The following is a 23211-nucleotide window of genomic DNA, read 5'->3' as shown; positions in this document are numbered from 1 at the left end:
GGGCCCCAGGCCAGGAAGAGGGCGTCGGGGCGGATGCTGCCCGTGATCGCGAAGTTGTAGAGGGCGGTCAGGTAGAGGGAGAGCCCGAGGGGAGCGAGCAGGAAGAGCAGCTCCCGGCGCGTGGCCCCCCGCCGGACCGCCATCACCAGCGTCATCAGGCTGAGGAAGGCCCAGACGGGCAGGAACTTCTGGTGGAGCCAGGGCAGCGCGGCCAGGAGCAGGCCCAGGACGGCTATGGTCGGCGCGGTCCACCGCGGGTCAAAGAGCAGGATGCGCAGGATGAGCGCCAGCAGCAAGGCCGCGAGCATCTCCGGATAGAACTGGAAGAAGTAGAAGAGAAAGGGCGGGACGAAAGCGAAACCAAGGGCGAGGAGGGCGGCCAGGCCGGGGCACCCGGTGGCGTCACGGACGAGGAGGTAGACGGCCACGACGAGGAGAGCGGCCAGCGCGTTCCAGAAGAGCAGGGTCACCGCCAGACGGCCGGGCGTGCCCCGGGCGCGGTTCAGGGCCCGATCGACACGCAGCGCGGGAGCGAGGAGTAGCGACGGGCCGGGGGGGAGGACGTAATAAACACCCCCCTCTTTGCCCCGGATCACCTGACGGGTGATCCGGGTGGCCTGAATCGCGGAAGCGCCCACCGCGCGCGGCCCCCGGAGCAGGGCTTCCCCCATGCGCAGAGACTCGCGGGCCAGCGTCGCGAGCGCATCGCCGGCCGCGGCCAGGAATGGCCTCGGCACCAGGTCCTCCATGCTCGCGCTGACCCCCTCCACGTCCAGGGTCAGGCCGTGGCCCAGCGCAACGGCCATGCGTAGGGTCTTGGGCTCGTTGCCGGGATGATCCTCCCAGTGCTCGGCCCGCTCCGGCACGAGGAGGGCGTAGGCCAGGAAGACCATGAAGAAGATGGCGCCTCCGCGCGGCGCGGGCACGCGCAGCCTGGGCAGCCGCAACGCAAGGAGGGCGGCTCCCGCCGCCACGTCCTGGGCGATCCCCCAGTCCTGGGTCAGGGCGACGGGCAGCGTGAAGGCATAGGGGAACGCGGGGGAGAGCGTGAGCGACACGAGGGCGAGGAGGGTGAGAGCGGGGCGGAGGTACAAAGGAGTGAATGTAGCGGCCTCTTCCCCCGCGGCTCTCTCCAGGCCGTGACCCTCCGCGCGCGCGCGCCACGCCGCCAGCAGGATGAAGAGCACAGCCCCTCCCGCCGTCCAAGCGGCCACCGCGGTGGCCACTTGAAGCGGGTCCAGCGTTCGGAGGAGCACGCCCGCGAAGTCTTGGAGGTCCAGGCTGGAACGGAGGAGAAGGCGGGCCCCCGCGTCCACCTCGCGGGCCAGCCCATGGAGGGCGAAAGGCAGGAGGGCCCGAAGGAGCGTCGTCGTGCGGGACACGGCGGCGATTCTGATACGGACAGACGGTGGCGTCTACTCGCACGCTTAGGTCGGGCGAAGCGCCCTCTTGCAAATTGCGCAACCTTTTTCGTCTCCCCTCCGTCCTATGCTCGTGGGGACGCAAGCGGAGGGGCGCGGATGAAGTCCCGGGCCAAAGACCCGAAGGATCGCTTTAAGGACGCGGAAGCGATCGCAGGAGCGTCCCCGGGGTCAGCCCTGGATTCACTCTCCTGGATCCGCGCCTTGGCGAGCGACTGGGAAGACCGCCGCCATCGGCCTGAGCTTCACGAAGGCTCGTCAAGCCGATCCGGGGAGATGCCGGCCTCTCTCACTCCCCCGCTGTCTCTCTCCTAGTCGGCGTCGCCCGGGACGGGCTACGCTCAATATCCCCAAGAGTGCTCGGGGGCCTCCCGGCGGAGGTATCGCGCCGTCCAGGCCACGACCCCTTCCGCCGCGTCCAGGCACCCGGCCGCCGAGCCAACCCGTGTTTCATCCCAGAGGCTCCGGGGCGCAGACAAGCGGGCGAAGCCCCTCTCCGCGTTGCCTTCGAAGGGAAGCCCGGCCTGGGCAAGGGCGGCTCGGCAGGCGCTCTCCACCGCCATCCGGCAAGCGGTGGCCACGAACGGGCCCGGCCGGCCCTCGTGCAGGAGCAGCCGGGCTATCCCGAGGTTGTTCCGGCAGTGCTCCCAGAGGGCGTCCCGCTGGGAGCCGGCGGCGAGGGCGGAAACGCTCCCCGCCCCCGTCAACTCGTGGGGAGACGATGTCATGGGAAGCCCACCCCGGGCGGGGCGGTCCGGGAGCGTCCCGAGCCCGGTCTCAGCTGCACCCGGATGTGCTCCCGCAGTTTGAGCAGCGGTAGCAGCTGCCGTTGCGGGTCATGATGCTTCCGCAGTAATGGCAAGGCGGCGCGTCCATCTGCGCGCGATGGGCACCCCCCGGGGAGCCGGACTTGGCGGGGAGAGAAGCCGTCGTGACCGGGCCCGGGATCGGCTTGAGCGAGCCCTCTCTGGCCTGCACTCCCACCGCTTCCTGCTCCTCGGCGGAGAGGAACTTCGAGGCCAGCCACCGGAAGATGTAGTCCGTGATGCTCTTGGCGTACGGGATCTCCGGGTTCTTCGTGAATCCCGAGGGCTCGAAGCGCACGTGGGAGAACTTCTCCACCAGGGCCTCTAGCGGCACGCCGTACTGCAGGGCCATGGAGATGGAGGTGGCGAAGGCATCCATGAGCCCGGAGATCGTGGAGCCCTCCTTGGCCATGACCAGGAAGATCTCGCCTGGGGTCCCGTCCTCGTACATCCCCACCGTGATGTAGCCCTCGTGGCCCGCGATCTGGAACTTGTGGGTGATGGCGTGACGCTCGTCGGGCAGCTTGCGCCGAGCGGGCCGGGCGGCCTCCTCGGGCCGAGCGCTCAACGCCAAGGGCTTCCCCTCCTCCCGGGAGGTGGACAGGGGCTGGCTGCGCTTGCAGCCGTCGCGGTAGACCGCCACCGCCTTCAGGCCCATGCGCCAGGATTCGAGGTAGGCGTTGCCAATCTCGTCGGGGGTGGCGTCGGTGGGCATGTTCACGGTCTTGGAAATGGCCCCGGAAAGGAAGGGCTGCACCGCCGCCATCATCTTGATGTGGCCCATGTAGTGTATGGAGCGCTTGCCGTTTGCGGGGGGGAAGGCGCAGTCGAAGATCGCCAGGTGGTCCTCTTTCAGGTGCGGTGCCCCCTCGATCATCTCCTTCTCGTCCACGTACCTCAGGATGTCCTGGACGGACGCGGCCGAATAACCGAGCTTCTCGAGCACGCCGGGCACGGACTGGTTCACGATCTTGATCACTCCCCCGCCCACCAGCTTCTTGTACTTGATGAGCGCAATGTCGGGCTCGATGCCGGTGGTGTCGCAGTCCATCATGAAGCCGATGGTGCCGGTGGGGGCGAGCACGGTGACCTGGCTGTTGCGGTAGCCGTGCTGGGCGCCCAGGGTGTAGGCCTCGTCCCAAACCGTGAGGACCGAGCGCAGGAGCTCCTTGGGCACCTGCGTGGGGTCGATCATGTGGGCATGCTGCCGGTGCTTGTCTATGACCCGCAGCATGGGCTCCGTGTTCTTGGCATAGCCCGAGAAGGGTCCCATGGCCGCGGCCACGCGGGCGCTCTGGGCGTAGGCCTCGCCGTGCATCATGGCGGTGATGGCCGCGGCGTAGGCCCGGCCGGCGTCGGAGTCGTAGGGCAGACCCCGGTCCATGAGGAGGACCCCCAGGTTCGCATAGCCGAGGCCGAGGGGGCGGTAGTCGTGGCTGTTACGGTCGATGGCGGGCGTCGGGTAGCTGGCGTTGTCGACCAGGATCTCCTGGGCCGTGATCAGGGTCCGGCAAGCCGCCCCGAAAGCCTCGGTGTCGAACTCCCCGTCCTCCCCACGGAACTTCATCAGATTCAGCGAGGCCAGGTTGCAAGCGGTGTCGTCCAGGAACATGTATTCAGAGCACGGGTTGCTGGCGTTGATGCGGGCGCTGTTGGGGCAGGTGTGCCAGTCATTGATGGTCGAGTCGAACTGCATCCCGGGGTCGCCGCACTGCCAGGCCGCCTGCGCCATCCGCTTCATGAGGTCGCGCGCCGGGTGGGTCTCGCAGGCCTCGCCGGTCAGCACGTACTTCGTCTGCCACTCCCGGTCTTCCACCACCGCCCGCATGAACTCGTCGGTCGCCCGTACGGAGTGGTTGGCGTTTTGGAAGAAGACGGAGTCGTAGGCCCCACCCTTGACGTTGAAGGAGCCGTCGTAGCCGGCATCGATCAGGGCCCAGGCCTTGCGTTCCTCGTCCGCCTTGCTGTTGATGAACTCATCGATGTCGGGGTGGTCGGTATTGAGGATGACCATCTTGGCGGCGCGGCGGGTCTTGCCCCCGCTCTTGATCACGCCCGCGAACGCGTCGTAGCCCCGCATGAAGGACACCGGTCCCGAGGCCGTTCCCCCTCCCGCCAGCGGCTCCCGGGAGGAACGGATGAAGGAGAGGTTCGAGCCTGTACCGGAGCCGAACTTGAAGAGCATCCCTTCCGTCTTGGCCAGGCCCAGAATCGACTCCATGGTGTCATTCACGGAATTGATGAAGCAGGCGGAGGCCTGCGGGTGCTTCTCGATGCCCACGTTGAACCAGACCGGGCTGTTGAAGGCGGCCTTCTGCTGGACGAGCAGGTGGGTCAGGTCGTCGGAAAAGCTCTGCAAGTCCTCGGGGGTGGCAAAATAACCCTGGGCGTCTCCCCAACTCCTGATGGTGTCCACGACGCGGGAGATGAGGCCCTTCACGCTCCGCTCCCGCTGGGGTGATTCAATCTGTCCGCGGAAGTACTTGGAGGCCACGATGTTGGTGGCGGTTTGGCTCCAAGTACTCGGAACCTCGATCCCATGCTGCTCGAAGACCGGCTGCCCGCGCTCGTCGTTGATGACGGCCGAGCGCTGCTCCCAGGTCAGCTCGTCGTAGGGGTGTCTCCCCGCCTTCGTGAAGTGCCGCCGGAAGCTGAGGCCGGTTCGCTTTTCAGGGGCAGAGGTGCGGGCCTCAGCTCGGGCGTTCTCCACGGGATGGGTCGACATGGGTTTCCTCCTACGTGCCTAGTTGTTCCTGCGGAGCCGACGGGCCGCCCTCCAAAGTGCTATCGGCCCACAGCAAGTCTTAAGAGACCCGAAAGTGACGGCGATTATGGGCAAGTGCCGACGGTGTGTCAAGGGTAAAAGCGCTAGATCTTGTGGTCGTCATCGCTTCCTAACCCATATATTGACACAAAACCAGTCAGGATGGGACCCCTAACGAACGATCGCCAAAGGCTTTTTCCGCCTCTCAATGGGGTCGATAAGGCGTCCGTTTCACTTTTCGATGGGGTCCGCAAGGCGGGGAAACCTCACGCGCCCCCGAGGTCGGCCGGAGTCTCGACCCAATAGGTCTCCTGCCTGAATGGCCGGAACCCGCCCCGAACGTAGTTGGGGAGGGCCGCGGGGTCGTCGAGGCTGCAGGTGTGGAGCCAGAGGCGCCGGGCACCCAAGGCCCAGGCTTCCCGCGTCGCCGCCGTGAGCAAGTACTTTCCGAGGCCGCGGCCCAAGAATTCCGGCAGGAGGCCGAAGTACGCGATCTCCACCGAGCCGTCCTCGGGCCCTCGGAGCTCGAAGTACCCGCCGGGCGCGCCCGCCACCGAAAGAAGCCACACCGAGATCGCAGGATCGGCGAGATGGGCCCGGATGCGGTCGTCGCTCCAGGGGAGGCGGTCCACCCAATGGTAGCGCCGGCCCACCTCGGTGTAGAGGTACCGGTAGAACGAGGCGGGGCACTGGCCGAGCCGCTGGAGATGGGCCTCTGAAGCGGGGTCCGTGGCCGGCGTGAGCTGACCGGGATCGGTCATTTCGAGATACGTGCGGAGGACCTCAAGCCGCGGCATGGCCCCCACTAGAGCCCGATCGTGAGCGTCATGCCCCGAGTTTTCCCCCCGGCCCGGCCGGTGTCAATCGTCCTCCCTGAAGAGCGGCACGCGCGCGACGAGATCAGTCTCCCCCAGGTCTCGGCCGAGATCCTCCAGGTCCTTCCGGCGCCCGCCCTTCCAACGCAGATCCTCCAGGCTCTCGACCAGGGGGACGTCCGTACGGAGGGTGGCCAGCAGCCGGTAGAGCCCGGCCTGCACCCGGCCCTCGCGCAGGCTCCGGCCCAGGGCCGGAGCCCCCCGGACCGTCACCTCCCAGTCTCTCTCGTCGTCGGGGATCCCTTCCAGGTGACGGTACCGGGCCAGGACCGCGGAGGCCGACTTGGCCCCCCATCTCTCGAGGCCCGGGATCCCATCCGCGTCGTCGCCCACGAGGGCGAGCCAATCGGGTATGGAGGCGGGGAGCACACCGAATTTCCCCATCACGCCCACCTCGTCGAGCCGGCGGCGCCTCAGGCGATCGAAGCAGACGACATGCTCTCCGCGCACGCACTGGGCCAGGTCCTTGTCCGGCGTGCACAGCAGGACCTCCTCCACACCGGGGAGGTCCGCGAAGCGGGCGGCCGCGCTGGCCATCGCATCGTCCGCCTCGAACTCGACCATGGGCCAGGTCACGAGGCCCAAGGCCTGCGCGGCCCGTTCGGCGAGGGGGAACTGAGCCATCAGCTCCTCGGGCACGCCCTCGCCGGTCTTGTAGCCCACGAAGAGGCGGTTCCGGAAGGACTCGATGACGTGGTCGAAGGCGCAGGCCACGTGGGTGACGCCGTCCTCGCGCAAGAGGGCCAGGAGCGAGCGCAACAGGCCGCGGGTGGCGCCCACCTCCGTCCCGTCGGGGGCGGAAGCCGGGGGCGCCCCGAAGTGGGAGCGGAAGAGCTCGTACGTCCCATCCACGAGATGAACTCGCATCACGCCTCCACGCCGCTCCCGCCGCCGACGTGCGGGGGGGCGCTCACGGCCGGACGCCCAGCGTCCCCGGCCGCGCGGGCAGGGCGCGGTCGAGAAGGAGGAAGCGGGCGCGGCGCTCCGGGAAACGGACCTCGCCCCGGCCTTGACGGGGATCCTTCATCAGGGAGAGGGTGGCGTCGGCCAGGCTGGCCTCGCCTTCGACCTCCTCCCAGCGGTTCCCGTCGCTGGAGGATCGGACGCGCGGCCGGCTGGTCCAGGGGCCGTCCGCCAGCTCGAAAGAGACGCTGCTCACCGGGCGCTCCTGGCCAAGGTCCGCGATGACACCCCCGCTCGTCCACAGGGTAGGGGCGGCGGTCCCCTCGGGCACGATCTCGGCCCGGGAGCCCTCCGGGACTTCGTAGACCCGCTCCCCGCCAAAGCTCGCGGCCGGCGGCCAGCCAAGGGTGTCGCCGCTGACGATGTGAACCACGCCCACCGCGCGCAGGAAGCGCAAGCCCTCCGGTCCGAGCGGCCCCTCGAAGAGCTCGAGGGCGCGGTCGTAAGGCCGGGGGATGAAGCCGGAATCACCGTTCAAGAGGGGGCGGAAATGCGCGATTCCGTCCAGCATCACCTGGGTGTCCCTCCTCCCCAACGGAAGGTACGCCACCGCTCCCTCCCCACCCGAAAGCCAGCGCGCGGCGGCGGGGGGACCCTCGTAGCGGCCCAAGCGCAGGGGCATGTTGCTGGACTCCACCATCATCAAGAAGAGGGCGACGAGGCTCGTGGTCCATCGGCGGCCGGCCAGGGCCAGGCCGGCGAGGACGGATAGGGCCAGGACGGGCACGAGGGAGAAGCGCGAGAGGGCTCGGAGGCCGCGCACAAGCACGAAGTGCTCGTGCAAGAAGCGGTAAAACACGCTCTGAGGCCCGAGGGACAGGACCACGGCGAGGGCGGAGGCGGCCAGGGCCACCGCGCGGTAGCGGGCGGGGGCCACGGCCAGACCGCACAGGCCCAGGGCGAGCACGGCGAGTCCGGGGAAAAGCGTGTCCTGGACGAGCTCGGGATCGAGGTGTCTCTGGGTGAGCGGCCCGTAAAGCCTCACGCCACTGGCCGCGTAAGAGGGGAGGGTGGTGGCATAGACCGCGACCGTCTCCAGCGTGAACTCCATCCCCTCGAAGGCGCGCATGCGCAGATAGGGTCGCGCGACGGGGGCGAGGAGGAGCCCGGCGAGCAGGAAGCCCGCGGCCAGCCGGAGCAGATCGGGGGCTCTCAGGCCGCCGAGGAGCCCCATGGCCAGGGCCGCCCCCAGGGCGGCGGCCGTGATCGCGCCCAGGTAGAGGGAGGCCAGCCCTTGCAGGGCCAGAAGGAGCCCCACGAGCAGGGCGCGGCCCAGGGTCCGGCGCGCCCAGAAGCGGTCGAGGGCCAGGAGGGCGAAGGGGAGGAAGAGCGTGACCTGGGCGTGCAGGTGGGACAGCCGTGTCCAGCGGTGGGCCCCGGCGGCGAAGACAGCCCCCGCAACAAAGCCCGCCAACCGGTCGCCGCTCACCCGCCGGACGAGCAGCTCCACCCCCAGGCCGGAGAGGGCGAGGCTGATCAGCAACGACAGGTTGTAGGCGAGCACGGGGCCGCCCGCGACGAGGGCGGGCGCGCCCAGGACTGCGGGCACAAGCAGGTTCTCGGAGAAGGCCAGCGCGTCGGGCAGGGGATGGAAGATGGGAGCTTGGAAAAGGCGCCCGGGCTCGTGGAGGAGGGCATGGACGTCCCAGGCCAGTATCCATGCGTTCAGGCGGCCGTCGGGCCGGTCGACTGGACCCCGTCCCGCCAGGTCCAGGACCATGGGCCAGCTCATTACCGCCAAGAGGAGCACGTAGGCCGCGAGCGAGACGGCGATCTGCCCCCTCGTCGCCGGCAAAGGCGCGGGCAGACGCCGCGGCTGGTCCCAGGGAAGGACGAAGACCAGGGCCGCGACCAGCCCGGCCAGCAGCAGGGCGAGCAAGTCGGTCACGGTCCAGAGGAGCGGCGAGCCGACCGCACCCAGGTAGCGCGGGGGGATGGCCTCGTCCCGGCCCCCCGCCCGCCCCCCCGCGCGCGGCCGCGTCCAGCCTAGGCGGAGGGCCGGGCCTGGTCCTGCCCACTCCAGCCCCACGTCGAGAGCGTGCTCGCCGCGGCCAATCGGGAGCTCCGCCCCGGCCCGCAAGCGCTCGCCGCCATCCACCTCCAGGATCGTCCGGCCGTCGAGCTCGACCCGGACCCGGCCGCGGCCCAGGGCCCAGATCCGGTAGGTCCCGCTGGCGGGAGCGCGCAGCGGGCCCTGCCAGTGCAGGGACCGGCGGGTGCCCACCACCGAGCGCAGGTCGGGGCCGATGATGTCCACCGGGCCCGGGAGAAGGCGCGCGATGACCTCCCGCCCGTCGGAGACCTCGACGGGCAGGCCGGCGGGTCCCCGCACGGCCACCACCGCGGTCAGGGCCCCGGCCACGAGCACGAGCGCGACCAGGAACGGGCGGGCCCGGCGGGGCCGCCTCTCCTGACCGGTGAGCGCGCCCAGGACGGCCAAGAGCACGGCGGGCCCGGCCACAGGGAGGGCGCGCACGTCCAGGGGGGGTTCGGCGTGAACCGGCCCCCACCGAAGCACGGCCAGCACGAGCAGAAACAGGGTGACGGCGAGGCCGGCGCGGGAGACGGCGGAGAGCCACCGGCTCACGCGGGCCGTCGACGAAGGGGGGGAAGCCGAGCCACCGATATCCTCGCCGGGATTCTACAAGGGGCGGGCGCGCCCCACCCCGCCGGGACTCCGGAGGGCGGCGCTCCCTTGACACGTCGGAGGCGGTGGGGGATACTACCGACCGATCGGTAGCTAAACGAGCGGTCGGCAGGAGGGACGCCCTGCGGCCTGGAGGTTCCAACTTGGCCCGCACACCCAAGCCAGAGCGTCGGGCGGTCCTCACCGACCCCCGAGACCGCCACCGCGCCATCTTGGAGACCGCCGCCCGTCTCATCTGCGAGAAGGGCTACGAGGGCACCTCCATCCACGACATCGCGGAGGCCGCCGGACTCACCAAGGCCGGCCTCTACCACCACATTCGCAGCAAGGAGCACCTCCTCCTGGAGATCCAAAACTACGGGATGGACGTCTTCGAGGAAAAGGTGCTCTCCCACGTGCTTCCCATCGCGGACCCCTTGCAGCGGCTCCGGGAGTGCATGGAGCGGAACGTGCTCCTCGTGACCCAGGGCTGGAGCAAGGAGGTCACGATCATCCTCCACGAGCACGCCACCCTCACCGGCGAGGCCCGGGCCCAGATCAACGCCCGCAAGAAGCGCTACGTGCGCTTCCTGGAGACCACCCTCGCGGAGGCCATCCGCAACGGCCAGATCCGCCCCGTCAACACCAAGGTGGCGGCCTTCGCGTTCCTGGGCATGGTCCTCTGGATCTACAAGTGGTTCCGCCCCGAGGGCGCGATCGCCGCGGAGCGCCTGGCCAGCGAGATGCAGGACATCTTCTTCACGGGCCTGGAGACCGGCAGGCGCGGCCGGGGCAAGCCGGTCCGGAAAGGAAGAAAAGCGTGAGGGCGCAGAGGGCGGTGGGCATCGCGGGCTACGGGGCGTACGTCCCGCGGTTCCGGGTCTCGACCGCCGACATCTCGGCCGCCTGGCGGGCGCGGGGGGCGGTGGCCCCCGCGGTGGCGGAGAAGTCGGTCCCCGGGCCCGACGAGGATGTGATCACGATGTCGATCGAGGCCGCGCGCCTTGCCCTCGACCGGGCCCGGGCCGACCATTCCGCCATCGGTGCGGTCTGGGTGGGGACAGAGTCCAAGCCCTACGCGGTGAAACCCTCCGCCACCGTGGTCGCGGAGGCCCTGGGCATCACCCCCAACCTGGTGGCGGCCGACATGGAATTCGCCTGCAAGGCGGGGAGCGAGGCCATGCAGGCGGCGGTGGCCTTCGTGGGTTCAGGGATGGTGGAGCGCGCGCTGGCCATCGGCATGGACACCGCCCAGTCCAAGCCGGGGGACGCCCTCGAGTACACCGCGGGCTGCGGGGGGGCCGCCTACCTCTTTGCCCCCGCGGACGACGCCCTGGCCGTGGTGGAGGCTTCGGTCTCCCACGTGACCGACACCCCCGACTTCTTCCGCCGCGAGGGGGCGGCCTACCCCGAGCACGGCGGCCGGTTCACTGGCGAGCCCTCTTACTTCAAGCACACCCTGGCCGCCTCCCGCCGCCTCCTGGCCGAGATCGAGGCCACGCCCGCGGACTTCGCCCACGCGGTGTTTCACCAGCCGGTGCCCAAGTTCGTGGAGCGCGTAGCGGAGGAGCTGGGATTCACGCGCCCGCAGATCCGACTCGGCCTGGTGGCCCGGCGCATGGGGAACGCCTACGCGGGATCGTCGCTCCTCGGCCTGGCCGCCATTCTCGACGTGGCGGAGCCGGGCGACCGCATCTTCTTCTGCTCCTACGGCTCGGGCGCGGGCAGCGACGCCTTCGCTTTCCGGGTGACGGACCAAATCCGGGACCGGCGCCAGGGCACGTCGGTGGAGGAGTACCTGGACCGCGGCCAGAGGGTGGACGGCTATGGCCACTATCTCAAGCTCCGGGGAAAGATCAAAAGGTCATGAGGGACGTCTTCATCGTGGGGATCGGTCAGACCGCGGTGGGCGAGCACTGGGACCGCGGCCTGCGTGAGCTGGGCGAGGCCGCCATCCGTGACGCCCTCGCCGACGCGGGGATGGAGAGGGTGGACGCCCTCTACGCCGGCAACATGATGGGCGGCTGCCTGAACGGCCAGGAGAACGTGGCCACCCTCCTCGCGGACGCGGCCGGCCTGCTCCCCCTAGAGGCCTGGAAAGTGGAAGCGGCCTGCGCCTCCGGGGGGGCGGCGGTACGGGCGGCGGCCCTGGCCGTGGCCGCAGGGGCCCACGAGGCGGTCCTAGCCGTGGGGATCGAGAAGATGACGGACGGCGTCCCCGATAGCGTGACCGCCAGCCTGGCGACCGCCGCCGACCAGGACTACGAGGCCAGCCATGGCTTCTCTTTCGTGGCCCTATCCGCCCTCCTCATGCGCCGCTACATGCACGAGACGGGCCGGGAGCGCGCAGCCTTCGCCCCCTTCGCGGTCACTGCCCACAAGAACGCGCAGACCAACCCCCGCGCCATGTTCCGAGAGCCCCTGAGCGTGGAGGATTTCTCCTCCTGCGCGATGGTGGCCTCCCCCATCGGCATCCTGGACGCCGCCCCCGTCTGCGACGGGGCGGCGGCGGTGGTGGTGTGCGCCCAGTCCATGCTGCGCCCGCACCACAAACCGGTGCGGATCGCCGCTTCCGCGGTGGCCACCGACACCATCGGCCTCGCCGAGCGGGAAGACATCCTGACCCTGGGCGCGGCCGCCCACTCCGCCGCCCGCGCCTATAAGGTCGCGGGGCGGGGACCCAAGGACATGGACCTCTTCGAGGCCCACGACGCCTTCACCATCATCACCGCCCTCTCCCTGGAGGCCTGCGGCTTCGCCCGGCGGGGGGAGGCCCTGGACCTGGCGGCCAAGGGCTGCGTGGCCCCCGAGGGCTGCATACCCCTCTCCACCATGGGCGGCCTCAAGGCCCGGGGCCATCCGGTAGGGGCCAGCGGCACCTACCAGATCGTGGAGGCCGCCCTCCAGCTCCGCGGCGAGGCCGGCCCCAACCAGATCAAGGGGGCCCGCCGCGCTCTCGCCCAGTCCATCGGCGGCCACGGCTCCGTGGCCGTCACCCATATACTTGAGGTCTAAAGTAAAATGGATCTGCCCCGCTACCACCGCCTGCGCTCCGCCTACTACCGGCTGGAGGGACAGCGCTGCGCGGCCTGCGGCAAGGTGCAGTTCCCCCCCCGCGCCTCCTGCCGGACGTGCCGGGAGCGCCACCTCGAGCCCTACCGGCTGTCCGGGCGGGGGACGGTCTTCTCCCACGCCGAGGTCGCGCAGGCCCCGCGCGGCTTTGCCGCTCCTTACGTGGTCGCCCTCGTCCGCCTCGAGGAGGGGCTGCTCGTCACCGCCCAGCTCACGGACGTGGAAGCCCCCGACGTCTCCATCGGGCTCCCGGTGGAGATGGTGACGCGTCGCCTGCAGGAGCACGGCCCCCAGGGGTACCTCGTCTACGGCTACAAGTTCCGGCCCGTCCTAACCCGGAGGCCCTCTTGAGGCGGCCGCGCTTCGTGGGTCTGGAAGAGGCCGCGGCCAGCATCCCCGATGACGCCACCATCGCTCCCGGCGGCTTCATGCTGGGGCGGGCCCCCATGGCCCTCGTGTTCGCGCTCGTGCGCCAGGGGCGGCGGCGCCTTAAGGTCATCTCCATGCCCAACCCCCTCCCCGCGGAGATCCTGGTCGCGGCGGGGGCGGTGGCGCGGGTGGAGTTCCTGTTCTCGGCCATCACCCTCGACGGCCGGGTGCGGTCCATGCCCTGCCTGAAGAGGGCGATCGAGGCGGGCACCCTCGCCTGGGCGGAGCACGACGGCTACCGGCTCGTGCAGAGCCTCCGCGCCGCGGCCATGGGTCTGCCCTTCCTGCCCGTACCCGACTTCGGCGGCTCCGCTCTCGCCGCCCAGAACCCCCTGCCCACGGTGGCGGACCCCTTCACCGGGGAGCAGGTTCCCGTGGAGCGGGCCTGCCATCCCGACGTGGCCCTGATCCACGCGCGGGCCGTCGACGAGGACGGGAACCTCTGGATCGAGGACCCCACCACCGACCTTCTGACCGCGGGGGCTGCGCGCCGGATCGTGGCCACCGCGGAGGAGCGCCTGCCCCGGGTCCCCCGGGCCACCATCCCCGGCTTCATGGTGGACCTGATCGTGGAGGAGCCGCGCGGGGCCTACCCCACGGGGTGCACCGGCCTCTACCCCGCGGACGAGGCCCACCTCGAGCGCTACCTCTCGCTGGCGGAAGGTGGCCGGGAGGCGGAGTACCTCCGGACCACCGTGCTCCCGCCCCGTCGACAGGCGGAGGTGGCGCGGGAGGCCGCCCCCCAGGAGGTCGCATGATCGCGGAGAGCATGCCCACGCGGGCGGAGACGGTGGTGGCGGCCATGGCCCGGGAGATCCAGGACGGAGATGTGGTGGCCACCGGCGTCGCCACCCCCCTGGCCATCCTCGCCATCGCCGTGGCCCGGGCCACCCACGCCCGGAACCTGACCTACCTCGCCGCTATCGGTTCCCTGGACCCCGAGATCTCCCGTCTCCGCCTCTCCTCCGAGGACCTGGCGTACCTAGATGGGCGCTCGGGCGAGATCACGATCCCCGATCTGTTCGATCACGCCCGGCGCGGACGCGTCGACCTCATGTTTTTCGGGGCGGCGGAAGTGGACGGGAGCGGCGACACCAACCTGACCGCCGCGGGCACGCTCGAGAAGCCGCGGGTGAAGTTTCCGGGGGTGGCGGGTGCGGGCACCCTCCGGCGCTGGGTGCACCGCCCGGTGCTCGTGGTTGGCAAGCAGACGCGCCGCAACCTCGTGGAAAAGGTCCAGATCGCCTCCACCTCCGACCCCACCCGCCGCACGCGCCTCATCACCGACCTGGGGGTGTTCGAGCTCGGGCCGGGAGGGGCGGCCCTCCTGGCGCGCCACCCCTGGGCGGCGGAGGAGACGATCTCCGACCGGACGGGATTCGAGCACAGGGTCGCGGATCCCCTGCCCGTGACCCCGCCCCCGGGCACGGACTATGTGCGGGCCATAAGGACCATCGACGCTGACGGGCTGCGCGAGCGGCTGGTCGGCTAGTGAGCGCTTAGGAGAGCAGAATGCAAGCAGTCGTGCTTCACTCGTTTGGGGCCCCCGATAACCTGCGGACGGAGTCCGTCCCCGACCCGCGCCCCGGCCCGGGCGAGGTGGTGCTCAAGGTCCACGCCTGCGGGGTGTGCTTCCACGACGTCATCAACCGCCGGGGCGACCTGCCCCGGACGCGCGTTCCCGCCATCCTGGGCCACGAGGCCGCGGGGGAGGTGGTGGCGGTGGGCGAGGGAGTCGCGGCCTGGAAGGTGGGCGACCGCGCGGCCACCCTCCAACGGCTCTCCTGCGGCGAGTGCCTCCACTGCCGCAGCGGCCGCCGGAGCCTCTGCAAGCGCGACACCCGCTTCTTTGGGGAGGAGATTCCCGGCGGCTACGCCGCCTACATGGCCGCGCCCGTGGCCGGTCTGGGTCGCGTCCCCCTCGGCATCGACTGGCCGGTGGCGGCCACCACCTGCTGCACCACCGGCACCGCCGTTCACGTGGTGCGCACGCGCGGCCGCGTGCGCCCGGGCGAGACCGTGCTCATCACCGGCGCCAGCGGGGGGGTGGGCATGCAAGCCGTGCAGCTGGCGCGGCTGGAGGGGGCCCGCGTCCTGGCCGTGACCTCGAGCGGGGCCAAGGCGGAGGCGCTAATGGAGGCGGGCGCGGACGAGGTCATCGTCTCCCACGACCTGGACTTCGCGGCCGAGGTCAAGAAGCGAACCTTGGGCGAGGGAGCCAACGTGGCCATCGAGATCGTGGGCAGCCTGACCTTCGGCCAGACCCTCCGGGCGCTCGCCCCGGGGGGACGGCTGGTGGTGGTGGGCAACCTGATGACGGCCTCCGTGGACCTGAACCCTGGCCTCGTGATCGTGAAAGAGCTGGAGATTCTCGGGGCCTACGCCACCACCCAAGCGGAGCTGGACGAGGCCCTGCGCCTGGTGGGGAGCGGGGCCATTAGGCCCTGGGTCTCCGAGGTCCTTCCCCTCTCCGCGGCGCCGAGCGCTCACGACCGCCTCGAGAAGCGCGGGGTGGCTGGGCGTCTGGTCCTGGCCCCCGGGCACTGAGCCCTGGCCCGGGTCGTCTTGGGGTCGCGCGGGGGGATGGGCCCGGGCCTAGGCGCGCTTGCGGGGGGGATCGAAGAAGGGCAGCTTGCTCACCGTCACCCCCACCTGCCTCCGGTGATGGTCCACGGTGAACTCCATCTCCAGGCGGGTGCCGAGGGCGGCCGCCTCCGAGGCTACGGTGGCGAGGGCGATCATCCTCTTTAGGGTGGGGGACCACGTGCTGCTCGTCGCCTTGCCCACCTGGATCCCGTCGCGGTAAACAGGAACGGAGACCCGCGAGGCGGCGGCGGGCAGCTGCGGCGCGAGGCCCGCCTCATCGTGCAGGCGCTCGAGGTCGCTCCAGTCCACCTCCAGTCCCACGAGCTGCCGGACCGGACCCTCCTGCGCCGCCCGCCGGAGGGCCGGCTGCCCTATGAAGGGAGCCTTCTCCAGGTTGACGAGGCGGCCCAGACCGATCTCGTAGGGGGAGTACTTCTGGGAGGGGATCAAGGCCTTGCGGGCCCCCACGTAGTCCACGTCGAGCAGGAGCAAGCCGGCCTCGATGCGGGCCACATCCAGGGCCAGCATCCCCGTGGGCGTGACGTCGTACGGCCGCCCCGCCTCGATCAAGGCGTCCCACAACGCCACCGCCTTCTCGGCCTCCACCCACACTTCGTAGCCCAGGTCGCCCGTGTACCCGGTGCGGGAGATCTCGACCGGGATCCCTCTGATGAGCGAGGGCATCACGCGAAAGTACTTCAGGTGGGCCAGGTCGCCCTGGGCGCACGCGCCCAGGATGTCGCGGCTCGTCGGGCCCTGCAGGGCCAGGGCCGCGGTGTGGTCCGAGATGTCCTCCACGCGCACATCGAGGCCGAGGCCGTTGGTGTGGATCCAGCGCAGGCTCGGGTCCGCGGCCGTCCAACGGTACACGTCCTCGGCCAGCCGGGAGATCGTCCCATCGTCGATGACCTTTCCCGCTCCGTCGCACCAGTGCGTGTAGGCGACCTGCCCCACCGCCATCCGCCCGGCGTCCCGGGTCACGATGCGGTCCACCAGGCGGGCCGCGTCCCTCCCGCTCACCCGGTACTTGAAGAGGGGGGAGACGTCGATGAGAGCGGCCGCGTTGCGGATCGCGTTGTACTCGCGCTCGTGGTGGACCTCGTAGGAGCTGACCGCGAAGTACCCGGCCCAGTCGCGCCAGCTCATGCTCTCGCAGAGAGGGGCGGTGCGGGAGTGGAAGGGGGTCCCGATCGGCATGCGGAGCGCATGATAGCACCGCCCCGGGAGAGGACTCCGCGCGCGAAATCCGGGTCCCCTCCTCGCTTGTCTCGAGCGCGGGGTGCCTTTCGCGGGGCGTAAGCGCTTACGGTGCCCGTAAGCTTTCGTGCGGGAGGGCGCTCGTAAGCCCCGGAATTCAAACGACGAAGCCGACGGCCCAAAGCTTGCCACCCCTTTTCGGGCCGGTCGAACCATGCTCAACCCTCGGGGCGCCAGCACCGGCCTTGGTCGTCTCGAAAACCACGGAGGTGCCACGATGCGCGGGTCCGTTTGGCTGGCGGCGGTCGGTCTCGCCTTCGGCCTCTTTGCCGGGGGCTGCAACGATCCCACGAAGGGTCAGACGATCTTCCAAGCCCAGTTGATGGGCGCCAACGAGGTCCCCGCCCGCAGCTCGAGCGGGAGCGGGGCCGCGGGCTTCACGCTGGACGGCAACACCGTCCATTTCAGCGTTGAAGTAGAAGGCATGAACGACATCGTCGCGTGCCACATCCATGTCGCCCCGGCCGGGGTCTCGGGGCCGGTCCGGGTTCCTCTTTGCTCGGCGTCTACCCCCGGCGTGGCGAGCGGCGGGGCGGTCAACGGCGTCCTCGTACAAGGCACTTTCACCGCCTCGGACGTGATCGCCATCAGCTTCGACGACCTCCTAAACGCCATGCGCAACGGGAACGCCTACGTCAATGTGCACACCAAGGTGTATCCGGCGGGAGAGATCCGCGGACAGGTCGCCATGATCCGCTGAGGTTGGCGGGGGCGCCCGAGCCGGACGGCCCGTCGCGATCCGTAGACGCGCGTCTGGGGTCTGCCCGGGCCTACTCTGCTCCGGCCGTCTGAGCTGCCTGCCAGAGCTCATCGTATTTCGCCCGACATGTGAGCGGCGTCCTCGACGAGCCGTTAGGGCGCCACGGTACGACGAACGGACTCCGAGTCGGGTCCGGGCCGCATACGACAGGGGTGTGCCCCGGTCACGGCGGGGAGGCTCCCCCTTCCCGGTCCAACGGCGAGCGGGGCGTCCCCCGGGGGGCGGGGGTCGCGGCCAGGGCGTCGATCTCCTTCAGGATGTCACCGAGCATCCCCTCCACCACCGTCTTCCCCTTCTTCGCCGTGGCGAGGGTGGCGTCGCCGAACACGCCGGAGGGCGCGTAGTGCCCGAGGGGGTTCTCGCGGTTCCGGGTGAGTGGACCCGGACGTTCCTCCGCCCCGTCCGCCACCGCCTTCTCCATACGCACTGCGCCCGGTTCAATGTAGAGGATCATGGAGGTCTCGATCTCGTCCGCGTGGGTCCCGAATTTCTCCTGGCGCACCGCGTCCACCGCGCCCTTCCCCGCGGTCGTGAGGTCTGTGAAAAGCATCAGGATCCCCTCCCCCGCCAGCTGTTCGGCGGTGGCCTTGAGCGGGCGGGCGGTGGAGATGCCGGTGTTGAGCACGTAGAACCGACGCGGGCCGTGGCGGGCGATCGACCGACAGACTTCGCCCACCGCGTCGCGTTGGGTCTCGAAGGAGAGCGAGGTGGAGCCGGGGTACTCCAGGAAGGCCGGGTAGAAGCCGTAGGTCAGGGTGGGAAGGACCACCACCGGCCGCGCCTCCATCACCCGCCGCGCGAAGTACTCGGCCAGGATGGCGTCGGTGCGCAGCGGGAGATGGGGCCCGTGCTCCTTGGACCCCGCGCCCAGGGGCAGGACCACGACACGGTCGGCGGTCAGACGCTTTTCCGCCTCCGTCCACGGGATGTCACCCAGGCGGACGCCCGTGCCCCCCGACTCTCGAGTCTTGACGACCTCGAACGAGGGAGTATCGCCCGCCTCCGCAGCCAGGGAAACCGGAGCGAAGAGCAGTAAGCCGAGCCAGCGGAACAAGACTGGGCCTCAGGGCCCGGGCTTGAGCAGCCGGCGCACGTCCAGGAGCAGGCCCACGACCACGGCCCCGATCAAGATTCCGCCTGCGGCCGCCCCTGCTGTCGTGCCCAAGAAGGGGATGCGGGCCAGGTAGATCAGGGAAACCACGAGCGCGCCCCCCAGGAGCGCCCACCAGGCCCAGACGTCGCCGCGCCGGTAGGGTCCGAGCACGACGAAAAGAAACATGGTTGCAAAGCCGGCGGACCAGGCCGCGGCGGTGGCCCTTCGGGCGCGGAGCGCGGTCGCCACTTCCGGCCGGCCGGCCGTGAGCTCGGAGAGCGACACCTTGCCAAACTGATCCTGTCCGGTTTGGTAGGCCACCCAGGTCGAGCCCAGGCTGCCGAGCAGGTTCAGGCCGCCCACCAGCGTCAGCAGCACCCAACTCGCGATTCGCATGACGACCTCCTGTTTTTGGGACGGGGCCTGAGCTTATCATCTTGATCATGAGCAAGCCCCACCCGCCCGTGGAGTACCAGCAGTACCTGCAGCTCGACCGCCTGCTCTCCAGCCAGCACCCCAAGAGCGCCGAGCACGGCCGGCCCGCCCACGACGAGATGCTGTTCATCGTGGTGCACCAGGCCTACGAGCTCTGGTTCAAGCAGATCCTCCACGAGCTCGACTCCGTCCTGGACCTCTTCCGGCAGGACTCCGTCGACGAGCGCAGCATCGGGGTGGCGGTTGCGCGCCTGCAACGGACTGCGGAGATCCAGAAGCTCCTGATCGACCAGCTCCGCATCCTGGAGACCATGACCCCCCTCGACTTCCTGGACTTTCGCGACCTGCTGCTGCCCGCCTCCGGCTTTCAGAGCGTGCAGTTCCGCCTGATCGAGAAAAAGCTGGGCCTCAAAGGGACGGAGGGCGCGGGAGCGGAAGGAGAGCCCGGCGCCCCTCCCGCGCCCGGCCAGGTGCGGCCCGAGTCGGGCTCGGGCCCCTCGCTCTTCGCGCTCGTAGAGAAATGGCTGGAGCGCACGCCTTTCCTGGAGCTGCCCGGTTACGAGTTCTGGGTCAGCTACCGCGCGGCGGTGGACGCCATGCTCGCGGCCGACCGACGGACCATCGAGACCAACCCCACCCTCTCCCCCGCCAAGAAGCAAGTCCAGCTCACGGAGCTGGCGGAGACGGAAGGCGGCTTCCAGGCCGTTCTGGATGCGGCGGCCCACGAGCGTCTCCGCAGCGGGGGCCAGCGCCGGCTCTCCCACCGGGCCACCCAGGCCGCCCTCCTCATCCATCTCTACCGGGACCAGCCCATCCTCCATCTGCCCTTCCGCTTCCTGACCGCCCTCGTGGACATCGACGAGCTGCTCTCCACCTGGCGGTATCGACACGCCCTCATGGTCCACCGCATGATCGGGACCAAGATCGGGACCGGGGGCTCCTCCGGCCACCACTATCTGCTGGCCACGGTGGAGCGGAACAAGATCTTCGCCGACTTCTACAACCTCTCGACGTTCTTGATCTCGCGCTCCGCCCTGCCCCCCTTGCTCCCCGACCTCGAACGCCGGCTCGGCTTCTACTACCCGCGCGACTGAGCCGACGGGTCCGGGGCGCGAAGGTGGCAAGGCGCGGGGGACCGCGGGCGCGGTCGCGCCCCCTCCCTCACCCGCGCCTCAGCTTGCTCCGGTCCACCTTGCCCAAGTGGGTGCGGGGGAGCGCGTCCACGAGCACGACCTCGCGCGGGTAGGTGTAGGGGGGAAGGCGCTCCCGGACGAACGCCTTCAGCTCCTCCTCGAGCCCGGTCCGGGCCTCGCGGGCCACCACGAAGGCGCGGGGCTTGGTGAGGCCGGCGGCGTCCAGCGCCCCCACCACCGCGCACTCCTTGACCGCGGGGTGCTGGAGGAGGCAGCTCTCCACCTCCTGGGGGGCGACCCAGCGGCCGCCCACCTTCAGCAGCTCGTCCGCCCGCCCCGCGTAGGTGATGTAGCCCTCGGGATCCCGGGAAACGAGGTCGCCGGTGACGACCCACTCGCCGCGGAAAGAGGCCGCCGTCCTCTCCTGCTCCTGCCAGTAGCCGAGGGCCCGCGAGCGTCCGCGCACCCAGAGGGCCCCCACCTCGCGGGGAGGGACCTCGCTCCCCTCCTCGTCGCACACCCTCACCTCGAACCCCTCCACCACCCGGCCCAGCGTGCCCGGCCTGGCGTCGCCGGGCCGGTTGGTGATGAAGATGTGCCACATCTCGGCCGTGCCCAGCCCGTCGAGCAGCTCCACACCGAAGGTCTCCTTCCACCGCCGGTAGAGCTCGGGGGGGAGGGCCTCGCCCGCGGAGGTGGAGAGGCGGAGCGAGGAGAGATCCTGCCCGGCCGCCCCCGGATGGGAGACCATCTGGTTCACCATGGTGGGCACGTTGACCAGGATCGTGGGCCGGTGGGCGCGGATCATCCGGAAGAGGACCTCGGCCGTGGGATGCTCCGGGAAGAGGACGGCCCGCGCCCCCACGGAGAAGGGGAAGAACAGGTTCGAGCCGGTGGCGTAGCCGAAGTAGAGCTTGGGCACGGAGAGCGTGACGTCGTCCTCGCGGTAGCCGATGGTCCGCTTGGCATAGAGCTCGGTGGTGTTGGCGAAGGAGAGGTGGGTCTGGACGGCGGCCTTGGGCCGGCCCGTGGTCCCTCCTGAGAAGAGCCAGATGGCGGGGTCGTCCCGGTGGGTGGGCGCGGTTTCCAGCGCCTCGGGGGCGTGCGCGCTCTCCTCCTCGAACTCGGCATGGCCCGCCGCCCGGCCCCCGACGATCAGCAGCCGGCGCAGGTAGCGGGCGTCGCGGGCCGCGGCCGCGAAGGCCTCCAGGGTCTCGGCGTGGACGATCGCGAGGGGGGCCCGGGTGAAGGCGTAGAAGGGGGCGATCTCCTCCGCCCTCAGCCGGGGGTTGACCATCACCGCCACCGCCCCCACCTTGAGGATGCCGAAGAGCGCGCCCACGTACTCCGGCCCGTCCGGGAGGGCGAGGATCACCCGCTGCTCGGGCTCCACCCCCATCCTGCGCAGCACGTGGCCAAAGCGGTTGGCCAGGGCGAGAACCTCGCGGTAGGTGAGGCGGCGGTCGCCGCAGACGAGGGCGACCCTCTCCCCCTTTCCTTCGCGGAGGCGGGCCTCGAGAAAGTAGTCCGCGAGATTGAGCTCCTCCGGGGGGTCGAAGAGCATACGGGTACTATAATCCCGCGCATGAGGGTTACGATCGTGGGCGGAGGGCCGGCCGGCCTCTACTTCGCCATCCTCATGAAGAGACGGGACCCGCGTCACGTGGTCTCCGTCATCGAGCGCGACGGTCCCGGTGACACCTACGGCTGGGGCATCGTCTTTTCGGACCAGACGCTCACCTACCTCCGGGACAGCGACGAGCCCTCCCACCAGGAGATCCGGGGAGCCTTCGAGACCTGGGACAGCCTCGACGTGGTCCACCGTGGAGAGAAGGTCTCGATCCGCGGAAACCGCTTCTCCGGTATAGCGCGCGTGGCCTTTCTGGACATCCTCCAGCGGCGCTGCCGGGAGCTGGGGGTGGAGATCCGTTACCGCACACCGGTCCAGGAGCTCGCCTCCCTGGACGCCTGCGACCTTTTGGTGGGGGCGGACGGCGCGAACAGCCTCGTGCGCCGGACGTACCAGGATGCCTTCCGCCCCTCCCTCGACGTGAGGAAGAACAAGTACATCTGGCTCGGTACGCGTCGGCTCTTTCCCGGCCTCACCCTCACCTTCCGGGAGAGCGGGGCCGGCCTCTTCGTGGCCCACTCCTACACCTTCAACCGGACGACCAGCACCTTCATCGTGGAGGCGGTGGGGGATGCCTGGGAGAAGGCGGGCTTGGCGGGGATGTCGGAGGAGGAGACCTGCGGGTATCTGGCCGACGTCTTCCGGGACGACCTGCGCGGGGAGCCCCTCCTCACCAACAACTTCGTCCGCTGGCTCAACTTCGTGATCGTCAAGAACGACCGCTGGCACCACGAGAACGTGGTCCTGCTGGGGGATGCCCTGCACACCGCGCACTTCTCCATAGGCTCCGGGACCAAGGCCGCCCTCGAGGACGCGATCGCCCTCGATCAGTGTTTCCAGGGCGGGGCCGACGTGGGCGCGGCGCTCGTCGCCTTCGCCGAGACCCGCAAGCCGGTCGTGGACGACCTCCAGCGGGCTGCCCACTCCAGCCTGGCCTGGTTCGAGAACGCCCAGCGCCGGATGGAGCTCACGCCCCTGGAGCTCGCCTACGAGCTCATGACCCGCAGCCACAAGATCGACATCGAGAAGCTCCGCCGGCGGGACCCCGTCTTCGTGGCCGCCTACGAGAGGGCTCAGGCCTGAGCAGGGGAGGTTCGGGGGTGAGCTTGAACGCCGATCACCCTTGACCGGAGTGAAGACGAAAAGGACCCTCGGGCATAATCTCTCCTATGGAAGGACCCGGCCTGAGACCGAGATTGATCATTGTTTGCGGGTTGCCGGGCTCGGGTAAAACCACGCATGCCAAGTTGCTGGAGAGCAGCCTCCGTGCCGTCCGTTTGTCCCCGGACGAGTGGATGGATGCTCTTTCCCTGGACCTCTATGATGAAGATAGGCGCGGGAAGATCGAGGCGCTGCAGTGG

General features: G+C 70.0%; 21 protein-coding genes. 11 read left to right on the top strand and 10 right to left on the bottom strand.

The window, feature by feature from the left end:
• The 6 genes from VN461_03470 to VN461_03445 all read right to left on the bottom strand — a co-directional run.
• Window positions 1-1382 (bottom strand): hypothetical protein (locus VN461_03470; protein ID HXB53816.1); only part of this gene is annotated, 1382 nt, incomplete at its 3' end.
• A 380-nt stretch (window positions 1383-1762) separates the two neighbouring features.
• On the bottom strand, window positions 1763-2149 hold the full coding sequence (locus tag VN461_03465) for a hypothetical protein (protein HXB53815.1): 387 nt from the start codon (window positions 2147-2149) through the stop codon (window positions 1763-1765).
• Window positions 2150-2198: 49 nt separating this feature from the next.
• Window positions 2199-4952, bottom strand: coding sequence for a vitamin B12-dependent ribonucleotide reductase (locus VN461_03460; GenBank protein ID HXB53814.1), 2754 nt, complete (start codon window positions 4950-4952; stop codon window positions 2199-2201).
• 305 nt (window positions 4953-5257) lie between these two features.
• Window positions 5258-5788 carry a GNAT family N-acetyltransferase gene (locus tag VN461_03455; GenBank protein ID HXB53813.1) on the bottom strand — a complete coding sequence of 177 codons (531 nt, stop codon included), beginning with the start codon at window positions 5786-5788 and terminating at the stop codon, window positions 5258-5260.
• A 63-nt stretch (window positions 5789-5851) separates the two neighbouring features.
• On the bottom strand, window positions 5852-6733 hold the full coding sequence (locus tag VN461_03450) for a 5'-3' exonuclease H3TH domain-containing protein (GenBank protein HXB53812.1): 882 nt from the start codon (window positions 6731-6733) through the stop codon (window positions 5852-5854).
• Window positions 6734-6776: 43 nt separating this feature from the next.
• Window positions 6777-9416 carry a hypothetical protein gene (locus VN461_03445; GenBank protein HXB53811.1) on the bottom strand — a complete coding sequence of 880 codons (2640 nt, stop codon included), beginning with the start codon at window positions 9414-9416 and terminating at the stop codon, window positions 6777-6779.
• A gap of 203 nt (window positions 9417-9619) precedes the next feature.
• Between VN461_03445 and VN461_03440 the strand changes: the two genes are divergently transcribed.
• Genes VN461_03440 through VN461_03410 form a run of 7 tightly spaced genes read left to right on the top strand, consistent with a single transcriptional unit; the run spans window position 9620 to window position 15503 of the window.
• Entirely contained in the window at window positions 9620-10279 is a 660-nt protein-coding gene (locus VN461_03440; protein ID HXB53810.1) for a TetR/AcrR family transcriptional regulator, read from the top strand.
• Complete coding sequence (locus VN461_03435) at window positions 10276-11325, top strand: hydroxymethylglutaryl-CoA synthase (GenBank protein ID HXB53809.1); 1050 nt, start codon at window positions 10276-10278, stop codon at window positions 11323-11325. The genes VN461_03440 and VN461_03435 overlap by 4 nt, the downstream gene beginning before the upstream one ends.
• Window positions 11322-12470: a thiolase domain-containing protein gene (locus tag VN461_03430; protein ID HXB53808.1), complete on the top strand. Its 1149-nt coding sequence runs from the start codon at window positions 11322-11324 to the stop codon at window positions 12468-12470. Before VN461_03435 ends, VN461_03430 begins: the two co-directional genes overlap by 4 nt.
• A 6-nt stretch (window positions 12471-12476) precedes the next feature.
• Complete coding sequence (locus tag VN461_03425) at window positions 12477-12878, top strand: Zn-ribbon domain-containing OB-fold protein (protein ID HXB53807.1); 402 nt, start codon at window positions 12477-12479, stop codon at window positions 12876-12878.
• Entirely contained in the window at window positions 12875-13714 is an 840-nt protein-coding gene (locus VN461_03420) for a CoA-transferase (GenBank protein ID HXB53806.1), read from the top strand. Before VN461_03425 ends, VN461_03420 begins: the two co-directional genes overlap by 4 nt.
• Window positions 13711-14448 carry a CoA-transferase gene (locus tag VN461_03415; protein ID HXB53805.1) on the top strand — a complete coding sequence of 246 codons (738 nt, stop codon included), beginning with the start codon at window positions 13711-13713 and terminating at the stop codon, window positions 14446-14448. The genes VN461_03420 and VN461_03415 overlap by 4 nt, the downstream gene beginning before the upstream one ends.
• A 20-nt stretch (window positions 14449-14468) precedes the next feature.
• Window positions 14469-15503, top strand: a complete 1035-nt coding sequence (locus tag VN461_03410; GenBank protein HXB53804.1) for an alcohol dehydrogenase catalytic domain-containing protein — start codon at window positions 14469-14471, stop codon at window positions 15501-15503.
• A 48-nt stretch (window positions 15504-15551) separates the two neighbouring features.
• Here the strand turns inward: VN461_03410 and VN461_03405 are convergent, their stop codons facing one another.
• Entirely contained in the window at window positions 15552-16739 is a 1188-nt protein-coding gene (locus tag VN461_03405; GenBank protein HXB53803.1) for an aminomethyltransferase family protein, read from the bottom strand.
• A gap of 277 nt (window positions 16740-17016) precedes the next feature.
• On the opposite strand from VN461_03405, the gene VN461_03400 reads away from it, so the two are divergent.
• The gene (locus tag VN461_03400; protein HXB53802.1) at window positions 17017-17499 is read left to right on the top strand and encodes a CHRD domain-containing protein; all 483 of its coding nucleotides are present in this window, start codon (window positions 17017-17019) and stop codon (window positions 17497-17499) included.
• Window positions 17500-17722: 223 nt separating this feature from the next.
• Here the strand turns inward: VN461_03400 and VN461_03395 are convergent, their stop codons facing one another.
• Window positions 17723-18613 carry a creatininase family protein gene (locus VN461_03395; protein ID HXB53801.1) on the bottom strand — a complete coding sequence of 297 codons (891 nt, stop codon included), beginning with the start codon at window positions 18611-18613 and terminating at the stop codon, window positions 17723-17725.
• 9 nt (window positions 18614-18622) lie between these two features.
• Window positions 18623-19048 carry a hypothetical protein gene (locus VN461_03390; protein ID HXB53800.1) on the bottom strand — a complete coding sequence of 142 codons (426 nt, stop codon included), beginning with the start codon at window positions 19046-19048 and terminating at the stop codon, window positions 18623-18625.
• Window positions 19049-19095: 47 nt separating this feature from the next.
• On the opposite strand from VN461_03390, the gene VN461_03385 reads away from it, so the two are divergent.
• Window positions 19096-20181: a tryptophan 2,3-dioxygenase family protein gene (locus VN461_03385; GenBank protein ID HXB53799.1), complete on the top strand. Its 1086-nt coding sequence runs from the start codon at window positions 19096-19098 to the stop codon at window positions 20179-20181.
• 67 nt (window positions 20182-20248) lie between these two features.
• On the opposite strand, the gene VN461_03380 is transcribed toward VN461_03385, so the two are convergent.
• A complete protein-coding gene (locus VN461_03380; protein HXB53798.1) occupies window positions 20249-21784 on the bottom strand; it encodes a benzoate-CoA ligase family protein in 1536 nt (511 codons plus the stop codon).
• A 21-nt stretch (window positions 21785-21805) separates the two neighbouring features.
• Between VN461_03380 and VN461_03375 the strand changes: the two genes are divergently transcribed.
• Both VN461_03375 and VN461_03370 read left to right on the top strand, forming a co-directional pair.
• Window positions 21806-22933, top strand: a complete 1128-nt coding sequence (locus VN461_03375) for a monooxygenase (GenBank protein ID HXB53797.1) — start codon at window positions 21806-21808, stop codon at window positions 22931-22933.
• Between the two features lie 86 nt (window positions 22934-23019).
• Window positions 23020-23211 (top strand): AAA family ATPase (locus tag VN461_03370; GenBank protein ID HXB53796.1); only part of this gene is annotated, 192 nt, incomplete at its 3' end.

This window comes from Vicinamibacteria bacterium, from assembly GCA_035570235.1.
GTDB lineage: Bacteria > Acidobacteriota > Vicinamibacteria > Fen-336 > Fen-336 > DATMML01.
The sequence above is the reverse complement of the archived record's forward strand: the minus strand, read 5'-3'. Positions and strand labels throughout refer to the sequence as shown.